This window comes from Streptomyces sp. NPDC050534 (assembly GCF_044457745.1).
GTDB lineage: Bacteria > Actinomycetota > Actinomycetes > Streptomycetales > Streptomycetaceae > Streptomyces.
The window spans coordinates 406,192-420,082 of the sequence record NZ_JBITHF010000007.1 but is presented as its reverse complement, the minus strand read 5'-3'; the positions used below and the strand labels follow the sequence as shown (position 1 = coordinate 420,082).

The window sequence follows — 13,891 nt, the reverse complement described above, 5'->3', positions numbered from 1 at the left end:
TTGTGCCGGTTCTGAAGGTGCCGTTCGGGGGACGGGGGCTGCGGACGGCGGTGCGGCTGCCCCTGCTACCAGTTCGGCGGACTCGCGATCGACCTCGCCAGTACGTCGTCCAGGACGCGGGCCGTCGTCGGCACGTCCATCTGGGAGTTGTCGATGATCGGCAGGCCCGAGCCGTACCACCCCGCCATGCGGCCGTGGATGCGGGCGACCTCCTCGTCGGTGAGGCGGCGGTTGCCGGAACGTTCCGCGTTGCGCTCCAGCACGATCTCCAGGCCGGGCAGGAGGACGACCGGCAGCAGGCCGGGGCCCACATGGCGCTTCCAGCCGCCGAGGCCCACGACCGGGCGGTCGGGGAAGACGGCGTCGTCGAGGATGCAGGAGATGCCGTTGGCCAGGAAGTTGCGGGCGGCAAAGCCGCAGGTGCGGCGGGCGAGGCGGTACTGCGCCTCCGAGTGGTCGTTCCACCCCGACTGCGGGTCGGCGAAGCCCGAGCGGACCCATTCGCGTACGTCGTCCAGGCTGATGTGGGCGGTGGGGACGCGGCGGTGGTCCGCCCAGTACTTGGCGACGCTGGTCTTGCCGGCGCCCGCGGGGCCGATGAGCAGCACCGCGAGGGTCGTGCCCGCCAGGTCCGGAGCGCTCGGGGCATGCGGCGCGCTGGGCATGGCGACCGGGCCGCCGGGCGGCAGCGGGACATGGCCGGTGGTCTCAGGCGGTGGCGGGGCCGGGACGTGCTGCGGCGGGGCCGGCATCACGGGCGCCTGGGAGTGGCCCGGGGCGGGGGGCGGCGGGGGCACAGGGGGCGGACCCTGCTGCGGGTCCGCCTGATGCGGACCCGGGTGGTGCGCGGCCGGCGACCAGCCGGCGGCCGGTCCGTGCCCCGGCTGGTGGGGCGGCGGCAGCGGAGAACCCACTGCGTGCTGCATCCGGTGCCACTCCGTCTCGTTCTCAATGGGCTCGGTGTCGCCGCGGGCGGTCGGCGCCGGGCAGCGAGGCGCGAGTCCCGCTCGCTACCGAACGGTACCTTCCCCGGCCGCCGTTTGGTGAACGGCCGGGGACGGCTCGAAGTGCCCAGCCACGCAAGGCAAATCGGACGGATGACGCTCCGGCGGACTTACTCCCCGACCTCGCCGTAGGCGGCGAGGAGCACCGCGGGGTCGGGGCCCTCCAGGACGGTCGGCTTGGCCAGGCCGTCCAGGACGATGAAGCGCAGCAGGTCGCCGCGGGACTTCTTGTCGACCTTCATCGTCTCCAGCAGCTTGGGCCACTGGTCGTGGCGGTAGTGCAGCGGCAGCCCGACCGACTCCAGGACCGTGCGGTGCCGGTCGGCCGTGGCGTCGTCCAGCCGGCCCGCCAGACGGCCCAGTTCGGCCGCGAAGTGCATGCCGACCGCGACCGCAGCGCCGTGCCGCCACTTGTAGCGCTCGTTCTTCTCGATCGCGTGGCCGAGCGTGTGGCCGTAGTTGAGGATCTCCCGCAGACCCGATTCCTTCAGGTCGGACGAGACGACCTCGGCCTTGACCCGGATCGAGCGCTCGATGAGCTCGGAGGTGTGCGGGCCGGCCGGTGTGCGCGCCGCCTGCGGGTCGGCCTCGATCAGCTCCAGGATCACCGGGTCGGCGATGAAGCCGGCCTTGATGATCTCGGCGAGCCCGGAGACGTAGTCGTTGACCGGGAGGGAGTCCAGCGCGGCCAGGTCGCACAGCACACCCGCGGGCGGGTGGAAGGCGCCGACCAGGTTCTTGCCCTCGGCGGTGTTGATGCCGGTCTTGCCGCCGACCGCGGCGTCCACCATCGCAAGGACCGTGGTCGGGATGGCGATCCAGCGCACGCCGCGCAGCCAGGTCGCCGCGACGAACCCGGCGAGGTCGGTGGTGGCGCCGCCGCCGACGCCCACGATCACGTCGGAGCGGGTGAAGCCGGACTGACCCAGCGCCTTCCAGCAGTAGGCGGCGACCTCGGCGGTCTTGGCCTCCTCCGCGTTGGGCACCTGGATGGCCACGGCCTCGAAGCCCTGCCCGGCGAGATCGGCGCGCAGGGCGTCTCCGGTCTCGGCCAGCGCCTCGGGGTGGATCACCGCGACCCGCTTGGCCCGCTCCCCCACCAAAGTGGCCAGCTCACCCAGGAGCTGACGGCCCACCAGGACCTCGTACGGGTCGCTGCCCGCGCTCCCGCCGACCTGGATCCGGGTGACTGCCTCGCTCATGCTTCCTTCAACTCCAGTGCGTCCAGGGCGACTTGGGTGACCTCTTCGGGCGTACGGCCGTCGGTGGCCACGACCGCCGTGGCGACCTGCTCGTACAGCGAACGCCGGGCCTCCATCAGCTCGCGCCACTGCTTGCGCGGGTTGACCGCGAGCAGCGGGCGGGCGGTGTTCAGGCCGGTGCGCTTGACCGCCTCCTCGACGTCCATCGAGAGGTAGACGACCCGCTGCCCGGCCAGCAGCGCCCGCGTGTCCGCGTCCAGGATCGCGCCGCCGCCGAGCGCCAGCACTCCGTCGTGCCCGGCCAGCGCCCTGTGCACCGCCTGCTTCTCGATCGCCCGGAAGGCCGTCTCGCCCTCGTCGACGAAGATCTCCGCGATCGCCCGGCCCTGCTCGGCCACGATGTCGTCGTCGGTGTCGCGGTAGCCGACACCGAGCCGCCCGGCCAGCAGCTGCCCCACCGTCGACTTGCCCACGCCCATCGGGCCCACCAGCACCACCACCGGCACCGCGCTCACCGGATGGCCAGGTTCTCGAGGTAGGAACGCACGTTGCGGCGGGTCTCGGTGACGCTGTCGCCGCCGAACTTCTCCGCCACCGCGTCCGCCAGGACCAGCGCCACCATCGCCTCGGCGACGATGCCGGCGGCGGGCACCGCGGACACGTCGGAGCGCTGGTGGTGCGCCTGCGTCGCCTCACCGGTGCTCACATCCACCGTCTGCAGCGCCCGCGGCACGGTGGCGATCGGCTTCATCGCCACCCGCACCCGCAGCAGCTCACCCGTGGTCAGACCGCCCTCGGTGCCACCGGAACGCCCCGACACCCGCCGGATGCCCTCCGGCGTGTTCACGATCTCGTCGTGCGCCTTGGAACCCGGCACCCGCGCCAGCTCGAACCCGTCGCCGAGCTCGACGCCCTTGATCGCCTGGATGCCCATCAGCGCACCGGCCAGCCGCGCGTCCAGCTTGCGGTCCCAGTGCACGTGCGAGCCCAGGCCGACCGGCACGTCGTAGGCGAGCACCTCGACCACACCACCCAGGGTGTCGCCGTCCTTGTGGGCCTGGTCGACCTCCGCCACCATCGCCTTCGACGCGTCCGCGTCCAGGCAGCGCAACGGGTCGGCGTCCAGCTTGGCCACGTCGGCCGGCGTCGGGTACACACCCTGCGGCGCCTTCACGGAGCACAGCTCGACGACATGGCTGACGATCTCGATACCGGCCGTCTCCTTCAGGTACGACCGCGCCACCGCGCCCAGCGCGACCCGGGCCGCGGTCTCCCGCGCGGAGGCCCGCTCCAGGATCGGCCGCGCCTCGTCGAAGCCGTACTTCTGCATGCCCGCCAGGTCCGCGTGACCGGGACGCGGGCGGGTCAGCGGCGCGTTGCGGGCCAGACCGGCGAGGATCTCCGGGTCGACCGGGTCGGCCGCCATGACCTGCTCCCACTTCGGCCACTCGGTGTTGCCCACCATGATCGCTACCGGGGAACCCAGGGTCAGGCCGTGCCGGACACCGCCGAGGAAGGTGACCTCGTCGCGCTCGAACTTCATGCGCGCACCGCGTCCATAGCCGAGCCGGCGCCGGGCCAGGTGGTCCGCCACCATCTCCGTCGTGATCGGCACGCCGGCCGGAAGGCCCTCCAGCGTCGCCACGAGTGCGGGACCGTGGGACTCCCCCGCGGTCAGCCAGCGCAACCTGCTCAACGGTGCTCCTCAGTGCTCGCGCCCTGGTACTGACTGCGTACGCGCTTCCTCGCGTACGGCGTCGGCATGACCAGGTGCGCGGCCCCGGCCCGCCATCTCCGATCCTCCCACGTCCGCGCGGCGCTGTTGCTCGCGGTCCGGCAGACGGACAGATGGCTGACGGACGGGACCTGCGCCTGCCAAACGCACAGGTGGGGGCCTGACGGTCAGCGCGGCTGCGCGGCCTCGCGCATCGCCGCCAGCGGCGAGCGCGGATCGCCGGTGAACTGCCGGAACTGGAAGACCGCCTGGTGCACCAGCAGGTCGAGGCCGCTGAGCACCTGTCCGCCGCGCGCCTCCCAGGCCGCGGCGAGCGGGGTGGGCCACGGTTCGTAGAGCACGTCGAAGAGGGTGCCGACCTGGGCGGGCAGCCGCTCGGCCAGCGCGTCGGCGCCTCCGGCGGGCGTCGTGGAGATCACCAGGGGGGCCTCGAAGGCGCGTGCCGCGTCGGCCCAGTCGGCCGGGCGGACCTGGACGCCGAGCCGCTCGCCCCACTGCCGCATCTCGTCCGCGCGCCGCTCGCTGCGGACGTACACGGCGACCTCACCGGTGCAGATGCGGGCGAGTGCCGCGAGCGCGGAGGAGGCGGTGGCCCCGGCCCCCAGGATCGCCGCCGACTCGGTCTTCTCCACCCCGCGCTCGTGCAGCGCGGCCACCAGTCCGGGGATGTCGGTGTTGTCGCCGGCCCGGCGCCCGTCGGGGTGGAACACCACGGTGTTCACCGCCTCGACCGAGGCCGCCGTGTCGGTGATCTCGTCGAGCAGCGGGATCACCGCCCGCTTCAGCGGCATCGTCAGCGACAGCCCCGCCCACTTGGGACCGAGCTTCTCGAGGAACCCGGGCAGCGCCGCCTCGTCGATCTCGAACCTGCCGTACGACCAGCCCTCCAGGCCGAGCGCCCGGTAAGCCGCGGTGTGCAGCTGCGGGGACAGGGAGTGGGCGATGGGCGAGCCGAGCACGGCCGCCCGCCGGGTCGTCGTCATCAGTTCTTTTTCCTCGACGCATTGAATTCGTCGACCAGCTTGTTGTGCTCAGCGAGCGTCTTGGTGAACTTGCTGGTCTTGCCGTCCAACGAGATGAAGTAGTACCAGCCGTCGTGCGTCGGGTCGAGCGAGCCCTTGATCGCCTCGGCGCCGGGGTTGTCGATGGGGCCGGGCGGCAGGCCCTTGATGTAGTACGTGTTGTACGGGTTGTTGTACTTCCGCAGCTCGGCGATGCTCAGGTCGATCCTGCTCTGGTTCTTCACGTAGTTGTACGTGGAGTCGAACTCGAGCGAGCCGTATGTCTCGGGGTTGCCGGGCTTGAGGCGGTTGTAGACGACCTCGGCCATCTTGCGGAAGTCGTCGTGGCTCGTGCCCTCGGCCTGGACCAGGCTGGCCACGGTGAGCAGCTGCCAGGGGCCGGAGAGTCCGAGGCTCTTCGCCTTCTTCTCCAGGCCGAGTTCCTCGTAGGTGCCGTTGGCCCGGGAGACCATGTCCTTCAGGACGTCCTCCGGCTTCTGGCCCTTGGAGACGCCGTAGCTGGAGGGGTAGAGGAATCCTTCCAGCGGGTCCTTGAGGTTCGGGTGGTTCAGCGCCCAGGCGGGCAGGCCGAGCTTCTTGTAGTCCCGCTTCGCGGTCTTCGCCGTGCTGCCCTCGGCGACTCCGAGACGCTTGTCGATCAGCGTGTAGATCGCCGTGTTGCGCATGCCCTCGGCGATGATCAGGTTGCTGCGGCTCTTGGGACTGAGCATGAGTTCGACCGCACTCGCGGCCGACATCTGCTTCTGCAGCGTGTAGACGCCGTCCTGGATCGTCTTGCCCTTGGGGTTCGACTGCTGCGCGGAGACGAAGGCGTCGACGGACTTGACGACGCCCGCCTCCTTGAGCTTCTGGCCGATCACATAGCCGCCGGCGCCCTTGGGGATGACGACGGTGACCTGCTGGCCGTCCCCCTCACCCGCGTAGTCCGGCGACGGGCCGAAACGATCCTGGTAGAAGTGGTAGCCGAAGTAGCCGACGCCGGCGACGCCGCCCGCAAAGATCGTCACCAGGACGAGGCAGGCGCACCCGCTGCGGCGCTTCTTCGGCTTCTTGCCGCCGCGGCCCTTGCGGCCGCCCGGCGCGTCGTCGTCCTCGTCGTCATCGTCGCCCCCGCCGAAGAAGGCGTGTTCTCCCTGATCGGGGCCAGGATCCCAATCGGTCTGCGGCTGGGGTTCGGCCTGCCTGCGGGCCGGCGGCTCGGGCGGCGGATAGGCGTCGGGCGTGCCGTACGGGTCGGGCTGCTCGCCGCCGTACGAAGCGGTCCGGCCGTACGGGTCCGTGGGGTCGGTGTACTGGACGTGGGTGCCGGTGCCCCAGGTGCCGGTGCCCTGGTCGTACGCCTGCTGTCCCTGGTACTGCTGCTGACCCTGGGGGTACTGCTGCTGACCGTGGGGGTACTGCTGCTGACCGTGGGGGTACTGCTGCTGGCCCTGACCTGCGTAGTACTGCTGGTCGTAGCCCTGGTACTGCTGCTGGTCCTGGCCGTAGGCGGACTGACCGCCCTGGCTCCAGTCGCCGTAGTGCTGCTGCTGCGGCTGCTCCGGGTGGTGCTGTGGCTGGCCGCCGTAGGGGGACTGCCGGCCCGTCTCGGCCTGCTGTCCTCCCCATCCGTCGTTCCCGTAGAGCGGGTCCTCCGGATTCCACGGTTCGGAGCCTTGGCCCCGGCCATACTCAGTCATCGAACCCCTAGAGCCGCGAGGCGGCAGTTACGCGGCTTCTGGCCGGGTATCCGTCCCGCCTCTTGCTGTGCACCCGCTTTTCGAACAGCGGCGCAATCGCGCGGAACGTTACCGTATCGCGATCAGATGACCACTTCGACGCCCTCGCCGGGTGCTTTACCTGACACCCGTTCGGATTCGAGCGCCTGCTGAAGGATGATCACAGCGGCGGCCTGGTCGATGACCGAGCGGCCCTTCTTCGACTTCACGCCCGAGGCCCGCAGCCCCTGGCTCGCCGTCACCGTCGTCATGCGCTCGTCGACGAGCCGCACCGGCACCGGGGCGATGCCCTTGGCGAGCTCCTGTGCGAAGCCGCGGACCTTGACCGCGGCCGGCCCCTCGCCCCCCTTGAGGGAGCGGGGAAGACCGACGACGACCTCGATCGGCTCGTACTCCTCGACCAGTTGCTTCAGCCGCCGGTGAGCCGCGGGGACGTCCCGCCCGGGGACCGTCTCCACCGGAGTGGCGAGGATCCCGTCGGGGTCGCACGAAGCGACCCCGATCCGGGCGTCCCCGACGTCGATGGCGAGCCGGCGGCCTCGGCGCATCGTCACTTCGCGGTGTCCGCCACGAGACGCTCGACGGCGTCCACGGCCTCGCCGATCGCGGCCGGGTTCTGGCCGCCGCCCTGGGCGACGTCCGGCTTGCCGCCACCGCCGCCGCCGAGGGTCTTGGCCGCCGTACGCACCAGGTCGCCCGCCTTGAGGCCGCGCTCACGGGCGGGCTCGTTGGTGGCGATGACGGTGAGCGGCTTGCCGCCCGTGACGGTGAACAGGGCCACGACCGCGGCCCGTCCGCCCTGGATGCGACCGCGTACGTCGAGGACCAGCCGGCGCAGGTCGTCGGGGGTGGTGCCGTCCGGGACCCGGCCGGTGACGACGGCGACGCCGCGGACGTCCTTGGCCGACTCGGCGAGACCGGCGGCGGCCTGCAACACCTTCTCGGCGCGGAACTTCTCGATCTCCTTCTCGGCGTCCTTCAGCTTGCCGAGCATCGAGGAGACCTTCTCCGGCAGCTCCTCCGGGCGTCCCTTGAGCAGCTCGGTCAGCTGGTTGACGACCGTGTGCTCGCGGGCGAGGAAGCTGTAGGCGTCCACACCGACGAGGGCCTCGATACGGCGGACACCCGAGCCGATGGAGGACTCGCCGAGCAGCTTGACCAGGCCGAGCTGGGAGGTGTTGTGCACGTGCGTGCCGCCGCACAGCTCCTTGGAGAAGTCGCCGATGGTCACGACGCGGACGCGCTCGCCGTACTTCTCGCCGAACTCGGCGATGGCGCCCTGCTTCTTCGCCTCGTCGATGCCCATGACGTCGGCGCGGACGTCGAGGTCGCGGGCGAGCACCTCGTTGATCTTCTGCTCGACGTCGCTCATCACGGCCGTGGGAACGGCGGACGGCGAGCCGAAGTCGAAGCGGAAGCGGCCGGGCTGGTTCTCGGAACCGGCCTGGGCGGCCGTCGGGCCGAGGGCGTCGCGCAGCGCCTGGTGGGTGAGGTGCGTGGCCGAGTGGGCACGGGCGATAGCCGTGCGGCGGCGGCCGTCGATGGACGCGTGGGCCTTGGCGCCGACGGTGACCTCGCCGACCTGGACGACGCCCTTGTGGACGTAGACGCCCGGGACCGGCTTCTGGCAGTCGCGGATCTCGATGACGGCACCGGAGTCGGACCTGATCCGGCCGGTGTCACCGATCTGGCCGCCGCCCTCGGCGTAGAACGGGGTGCGGTCGAGGACGATCTCGACCTCGTCGCCCTCGGTGGCGGCCGGGGAGGAGGCGCCGTCGACGAGAATGCCGACGATGGTGGACTCGCCCTCGGTCTCGCTGTAGCCGATGAAGTCGGTCTCACCGACCTTGTCGGCGATCTCCCGGTAGGCGCCGGCGCCGGCGTGGCCGGTCTTCTTGGCCTGGGCGTCGGCCTTGGCGCGCTCCCGCTGCTCCTTCATCAGGCGGCGGAAGCCGTCCTCGTCCACCGACAGGCCCTGCTCGGCGGCCATCTCGAGGGTGAGGTCGATCGGGAAGCCCCAGGTGTCGTGGAGCAGGAACGCCTTGTCGCCGGCGAGGACCGCGGAGCCCGCGGCCTTGGTCTCGGTGACCGCGGTGTCGAGGATGTTGGTGCCGGCCTTCAGCGTCTTGAGGAAGGCGTTCTCCTCGGCGACGGCGACCTTCTCGATGCGCTCGCGGTCGGTGACCAGCTCCGGGTACTGCTGGCCCATCATCGCGATCACGGTGTCGATGAGGTCAAGGACGACCGGACCGGTGGCACCGAGCAGGCGCATGTTGCGGATGGCGCGGCGCATGATGCGGCGCAGGACGTAACCGCGACCCTCGTTGCCCGGGGTGACGCCGTCGCCGATGAGCATCACCGACGTGCGCATGTGGTCGGTGACCACGCGCAGCGAGACGTCCGAGGCGTGGGCGGCGCCGTAGTGGACGCCGGTCAGCTCGGTGGCCTTCTTGATGACGGCCATGGAGGTGTCGATCTCGTACATGTTCTGCACACCCTGCAGAATCATGGCGAGACGCTCCAGGCCGAGGCCCGTGTCGATGTTCTTGCTGGGGAGCTCGCCGAGGATCTCGAAGTTGTCCTTGCCGATGCCCTCGCCGCGCTCGTACTGCATGAAGACGAGGTTCCAGATCTCCACGTACCGCTCGTCGTTGACGGCGGGGCCGCCCTCGGCGCCGAACTCGGGGCCGCGGTCGTAGTTGATCTCGGAACACGGGCCGCAGGGACCGGGAACGCCCATGGACCAGAAGTTGTCCTTCATGCCGAGGCGCTGGATGCGCTCCTTCGGCACGCCGACGACCTCGTGCCAGATGCGCTCGGCCTCGTCGTCGTCCTTGTAGACGGTGATCCAGAGCTTCTCCGGCTCCAGGCCGTAACCGCCCTTGTCCTGGGGGCTGGTGAGCAGCTCCCAGGCGTACTTGATGGCGCCTTCCTTGAAGTAGTCGCCGAAGGAGAAGTTGCCGCACATCTGGAAGAACGTGCCGTGCCGCGTGGTCTTGCCGACCTCTTCGATGTCGGGCGTGCGCACGCACTTCTGCACGCTGGTGGCGCGGTCGAAGGGCGGCTTGACCTCACCCAGGAAGTAGGGCTTGAAGGGCACCATGCCGGCCGGGACGAGGAGCAGAGTCGGGTCGTCCGCGATGAGCGACGCCGAAGGGACGACGGTGTGCCCGCGCTCCTCGAAGAAGCTCAGCCAGCGGCGGCGAATCTCGGCCGACTCCATCAGTGGTCCTCATTCCGGTTGTACGGGTACGTCTGGTACGTCGAACCCTCGACGTACTTCGGTGTGCTGCGGTTCTCGATGGCGGTGTACCGCCGGGGCGCGGGGAGTTCGGGGGCCGCGTTGATGCCGAGGGCCTCGCCCAGCTCCTCCTCGCGCTGCGCCATGTTGTCGCGCACGTCCAGCGCGAAGCCGACCGCCCGGTCCTTGATCCGGTGGCCGGCGTCGATCGCCTTGTTGGCGGCGGCCACGGCGAGGTTCTCGGGCGTCAGCTGCTTCAGCTTGCGATTGACCTTGGTGGTGGCCCACACACCCGCGGCGACGCCGGTGCTGAACCAGAAGGTACGGCGGAACATCGGTCGCTCAGTCCTTCTTTCGCCTGTTCCGCTTCTCCCGCCGCGCGGCCGGGACGGTGCGGCCAATGATCACGGTCTCCCTCGATGTCCTGGCGGGCGCGTCCTCCCTGCGGACGCCCAGGGCGCGGCGGACGCCGTAGCCGAAGGCCGCGACCTTGACCAGCGGGCCGCCGAAGGTGGAGGCGACGGTGGTGGACAGCGCCGACGCGTTCGACGTGACCTCCTGGACGTCGGTGGCGATGGCGTCGACCCGGTCGATCTGGGTCTGCGCCGAGCGCACCGCCGCGGACGCGTCGGACAGCAGCGGCACGGCCTGGTCGGTCACCTCCGCCACCAGCTTGGTGGTCGCCCTGAGCGTCTGGGCCAGCCTCGCCAGCGCTACGGCGAGGAAGGAGACCAGGATCGCCCAGAAGACGGCCACCAGGATCCCGGCCACCTCGCCACCGGACACCTCGCGCACCCGCTCCCTGAAACGTGCCTGAACATCGAAAAACAATGGACCGAGCCTATCGCGCCACGCGCGGAGGTCCGCACCGCATTACCGTCGGGCGCCGCGGGGTTGCGCGAAGCGATTGTACGGAGTGATTACGGTTCAGTACGCTCCGTATTCCATGCAGGATCATCAACGGGGCGACGGACTCATGGACGGCAACTTACCGCTGGAGCTCAACGCGTTCGTCGGGCGCTCGGCCGAACTCGCCCGGCTGGAGCGGTTGCTCGGGTCCGCCCGTCTGGTGACGGTGACCGGGGCGGGCGGTGTCGGCAAGTCGCGGCTCGCGGCGCGGGCGGCCGCGCGGTGCGCGCCGCGCGACGGCGTGTGGCGGGTGGAGCTGGCGCCGGTGCGCGATCCGGCGTTCGTCGACTACGCCCTCGTCGAGGCGCTGGGGCTGACGGACCACACCACCCGGCCGCCGCGCGAGACGCTGCTCGCTCATCTCGCCGAGCGTCAACTGCTGCTCGTGCTGGACGGTTTCGAGCATCTGGTGGAGGCGTGCGCCGAACTGGTGGGCGAGTTGCTGCGGCAGGTGCCCGGGCTCACGGTGCTCGCGGTGGGGCGCAGACCGCTGGCCCTGGCCGGTGAGCGGGTGTTCCCGCTGGTGCCGCTGGGCGAGGACGAGGCGGTCGAGCTGCTGCTGAACCGGGCGGCGGAGCGGGGGCCGGCGGTGGCGGACGGCCCGGACCTGCGCGAGGTGTGCCGGCGCCTGGACGGGATCCCGCTCGCCGTCGAACTGGCCGCCGGGCGGCTGCGGGCCCTCTCCCCCAGGCAGCTGCTGGACCGGCTGGACGACCGCTTCCGGCTGCTGACCTGCGGCGAGCGGGACGCGCTGCCCCGCCACCAGACCCTGCGCCTGGCCATCGGCTGGAGCCATGAACTGTGCGCGCCCCGCGAGCGGTTGCTGTGGTCGCGGCTGTCGGTGTTCGCCGGGCAGTTCGACCTGGAGGCCGTCGAGTACGTGTGCAGCGGGCAGGGCCTGAAGGCCGACGACGTCCTGGACGTGCTCACCGAACTGCTCGCGCAGTCGGTGGTCGCCCGCGAGGAGACGCCGGCGGGCACGCGCTACCGGATGCTGGACACGGTGCGCGCGTACGGCGCCGAGTGGCTGGAGGCGACGGGCGACGCGGCCCGGCTGCGGCGGCGGCACCGCGACTGGTACCTGGGGCTCGCGACCTGGTGCGAGCTGGACTGGTTCTCACCGCGCCAGGCCGAAGTGGCCGCGCGGGTGGAGGCGGAACTGCCCAATCTGCGCAGCGCGCTGGAGCACTGCCTGGGCGAGGCGGAGGATGCGCATCTCGGGCAGTACCTCGCGGGCTCGCTGTGGTTCTACTGGGCCGGCTGCGGGCGTCTTTCGGAGGGGCGGCACTGGCTGGAGCAGGTGGTGCGGCTGGACACCGGGCACGAGCAGTCCCGGCTGAAGGCGCTGTGGGTGCTCGGCTACGTGGCCATCCTCCAGGGCGACACCGTGCCGGCGCTGGCGGCGCTCCAGGAGTGCCGCGAGGAGGCGGAGCACTCCGGCGACCGGACGGCTGTGGCGTACGCGGAGCACCGCGCCGGATGCCTCGCCCTGGTCAGCGACGACATGGAGCGTGCCGAGAGGCTGCTGGAGTCGGCGCTGGACCGCTACCAGGCGATCGGCGAACTCAACAGCAATGTGCTGATGGGGCAGGTCGAACTGGCGATGACGCGCGCGTTCCAGGGCGATCTGCCGGACGCGGTGCGATTGTGCGAGGACGTGCGGCGGGTGTGCGAGGACCACGGCGAGCGGTGGACCCGCGGCTACGCCCTGTACGTCCTGGCGTACGCGGCCTGGGCCGACGGCGACCTCCCGCGGGCACGCGACCTGCTCACCGAGTGCCTCACCGGCGCCCACGCCTTCCACGACCTGCTCGGTTCGGTGCTGGCGATGGAGCTGCTGGCCCTGGTCACCGTGGCGCAGGGCGACGCGGCGGAGGCGGCGGTGCTGCAGGGCGCGGCGTCCCGGATGTGGCGGTCGGTGGGCCTGCCGCTGTTCGGATCGGCGTACTACGACGCCCCGCACGAGCTCTGCGAGGGGACGGCCCGCGAGCGGCTGGGCGACGAGCGGTACGCGGAGTGCGTGGCCGAAGGGGCGCGGCTGGTGCGGGAGGCGGCGGTGTCCCGGGCGCTGGAGCGGACGCTGGACGCCGTCCCGTCCCAGCGCGGTCCGGCCCGGCATGCGGCGGGTTTCGACATGCACGAACCCGCCGCCTCCCGCGCCCGCAAGGGCGAGGAGACGGCGGGCTGAGGTGGTGCTACCGCCTGCTGGTGATCAGCGGGCGTAGTACTCGACGACGAGCTGCTCGTCGCAGATCACCGGGATCTCCTTGCGGTTCGGCTCGCGGTCCAGGCGGAACGCCAGGGCGCCGAGGTTCACCTGGAGGTAGCGCGGGGTCTCACCGTCGGGGGCGAAGCCACCGGCGCGGGCGACCTCGAACAGCGTCTTGCTGCGGCTGCGCTCGCGGACCATCACGACGTCGTCGGGCTTGACGCGGAAGGACGGCTTGTCGACCTTCTGACCGTTGACCTCGATGTGGCCGTGCACGACCATCTGACGGGCCTGGTAGATGGTGCGGGCGATGCCCGAACGCAGGACCAGGGCGTCGAGACGGCGCTCGAGCTCGATGATCAGGGCCTCACCGGTCTTGCCCTGGACCTTGGAGGCACGCTCGTAGGCGCGGACGAGCTGGCGCTCGGACACGTCGTACTGCGCGCGCAGACGCTGCTTCTCGAGCAGACGGACCTTGTAGTCCGAGTTCTGCTTGCGGCCGCGGCCGTGCTCGCCCGGCGGGTAGGGGCGGGCCTCGAAGTACTTGACGGCCTTCGGGGTCAGCGCGATGCCGAGGGCACGCGACTTCTTGACCTTGGGGCGGGACTGGTTCGCCACTGTCTTTAGTCTCTTCTCTCAGATTCTTCGGCTTGTCAGGGTTCTGGGAGGTCGCATCCGCAGCCGGGGAAACCCTCCTCGCCCTGGTGGGCGGGGCGGGCAGCCGCTCCCCTGGTCTGGGCACATACGTGCAGTACGCGAGTGGCCCACCGACCCTTCCCGTCGTGCGACGGGTGGTGGTGGGCTGCCCGCGACACCGTTCGACGGTGCGCGACGCTCCTGGAACCCGCTGG

12 protein-coding genes are annotated in these 13,891 nt (G+C 71.1%); 1 reads left to right on the top strand and 11 read right to left on the bottom strand.

Annotated elements, in window-relative coordinates; genetic code table 11:
* Positions 1-65: 65 nt before the first annotated feature.
* From ACIBN2_RS24785 to ACIBN2_RS24740, 10 genes are all read right to left on the bottom strand, one after another.
* Positions 66-926 carry a Pro-rich N-terminal domain-containing protein gene (locus ACIBN2_RS24785; RefSeq protein WP_399137279.1) on the bottom strand — a complete coding sequence of 287 codons (861 nt, stop codon included), beginning with the start codon at positions 924-926 and terminating at the stop codon, positions 66-68.
* A gap of 188 nt (positions 927-1,114) precedes the next feature.
* The gene (gene aroB, locus ACIBN2_RS24780; RefSeq protein WP_399137277.1) at positions 1,115-2,206 is read right to left on the bottom strand and encodes a 3-dehydroquinate synthase; all 1,092 of its coding nucleotides are present in this window, start codon (positions 2,204-2,206) and stop codon (positions 1,115-1,117) included.
* A complete protein-coding gene (locus ACIBN2_RS24775) occupies positions 2,203-2,721 on the bottom strand; it encodes a shikimate kinase (protein ID WP_399137275.1) in 519 nt (172 codons plus the stop codon). The genes aroB and ACIBN2_RS24775 overlap by 4 nt, the downstream gene beginning before the upstream one ends.
* Positions 2,718-3,902 carry a chorismate synthase gene (gene aroC / locus ACIBN2_RS24770; protein WP_399137273.1) on the bottom strand — a complete coding sequence of 395 codons (1,185 nt, stop codon included), beginning with the start codon at positions 3,900-3,902 and terminating at the stop codon, positions 2,718-2,720. The genes ACIBN2_RS24775 and aroC overlap by 4 nt, the downstream gene beginning before the upstream one ends.
* A 206-nt stretch (positions 3,903-4,108) precedes the next feature.
* Positions 4,109-4,924 carry a shikimate dehydrogenase gene (locus ACIBN2_RS24765; protein ID WP_399137272.1) on the bottom strand — a complete coding sequence of 272 codons (816 nt, stop codon included), beginning with the start codon at positions 4,922-4,924 and terminating at the stop codon, positions 4,109-4,111.
* Positions 4,924-6,642 (bottom strand): endolytic transglycosylase MltG, encoded by a 1,719-nt coding sequence (gene mltG / locus ACIBN2_RS24760; RefSeq protein WP_399137270.1) that lies wholly within the window; start codon positions 6,640-6,642, stop codon positions 4,924-4,926. Before mltG ends, ACIBN2_RS24765 begins: the two co-directional genes overlap by 1 nt.
* 122 nt (positions 6,643-6,764) lie before the next feature.
* A complete protein-coding gene (ruvX, locus tag ACIBN2_RS24755; protein WP_399137469.1) occupies positions 6,765-7,229 on the bottom strand; it encodes a Holliday junction resolvase RuvX in 465 nt (154 codons plus the stop codon).
* Positions 7,230-7,231: 2 nt separating this feature from the next.
* Complete coding sequence (gene alaS / locus ACIBN2_RS24750; RefSeq protein WP_399137268.1) at positions 7,232-9,904, bottom strand: alanine--tRNA ligase; 2,673 nt, start codon at positions 9,902-9,904, stop codon at positions 7,232-7,234.
* Positions 9,904-10,257 (bottom strand): hypothetical protein, encoded by a 354-nt coding sequence (locus ACIBN2_RS24745; RefSeq protein ID WP_399137266.1) that lies wholly within the window; start codon positions 10,255-10,257, stop codon positions 9,904-9,906. The genes alaS and ACIBN2_RS24745 overlap by 1 nt, the downstream gene beginning before the upstream one ends.
* 7 nt (positions 10,258-10,264) lie before the next feature.
* Positions 10,265-10,717 carry a DUF948 domain-containing protein gene (locus ACIBN2_RS24740; RefSeq protein ID WP_399137265.1) on the bottom strand — a complete coding sequence of 151 codons (453 nt, stop codon included), beginning with the start codon at positions 10,715-10,717 and terminating at the stop codon, positions 10,265-10,267.
* A 151-nt stretch (positions 10,718-10,868) separates the two neighbouring features.
* Here ACIBN2_RS24740 and ACIBN2_RS24735 point away from each other — a divergent pair, with 151 nt between their 5' ends.
* Positions 10,869-13,019 (top strand): ATP-binding protein, encoded by a 2,151-nt coding sequence (locus ACIBN2_RS24735; protein WP_399137264.1) that lies wholly within the window; start codon positions 10,869-10,871, stop codon positions 13,017-13,019.
* Positions 13,020-13,043: 24 nt separating this feature from the next.
* Here the strand turns inward: ACIBN2_RS24735 and rpsD are convergent, their stop codons facing one another.
* On the bottom strand, positions 13,044-13,658 hold the full coding sequence (gene rpsD, locus ACIBN2_RS24730; RefSeq protein WP_399137262.1) for a 30S ribosomal protein S4: 615 nt from the start codon (positions 13,656-13,658) through the stop codon (positions 13,044-13,046).
* Positions 13,659-13,891 lie beyond the last annotated feature (233 nt).

Coding starts and splice junctions, on each gene's coding strand:
- ACIBN2_RS24785 (WP_399137279.1), bottom strand. CDS start 926: ATGCAGCACGCAGTGGGTTCTCCGCTGCCGCCGCCCCACCAGCCGGGG.
- aroB (WP_399137277.1), bottom strand. CDS start 2,206: ATGAGCGAGGCAGTCACCCGGATCCAGGTCGGCGGGAGCGCGGGCAGC.
- ACIBN2_RS24765 (WP_399137272.1), bottom strand. CDS start 4,924: ATGACGACGACCCGGCGGGCGGCCGTGCTCGGCTCGCCCATCGCCCAC.
- mltG (WP_399137270.1), bottom strand. CDS start 6,642: ATGACTGAGTATGGCCGGGGCCAAGGCTCCGAACCGTGGAATCCGGAG.
- ruvX (WP_399137469.1), bottom strand. CDS start 7,229: ATGCGCCGAGGCCGCCGGCTCGCCATCGACGTCGGGGACGCCCGGATC.
- alaS (WP_399137268.1), bottom strand. CDS start 9,904: ATGGAGTCGGCCGAGATTCGCCGCCGCTGGCTGAGCTTCTTCGAGGAG.
- ACIBN2_RS24745 (WP_399137266.1), bottom strand. CDS start 10,257: ATGTTCCGCCGTACCTTCTGGTTCAGCACCGGCGTCGCCGCGGGTGTG.
- ACIBN2_RS24735 (WP_399137264.1), top strand. CDS start 10,869: ATGCAGGATCATCAACGGGGCGACGGACTCATGGACGGCAACTTACCG.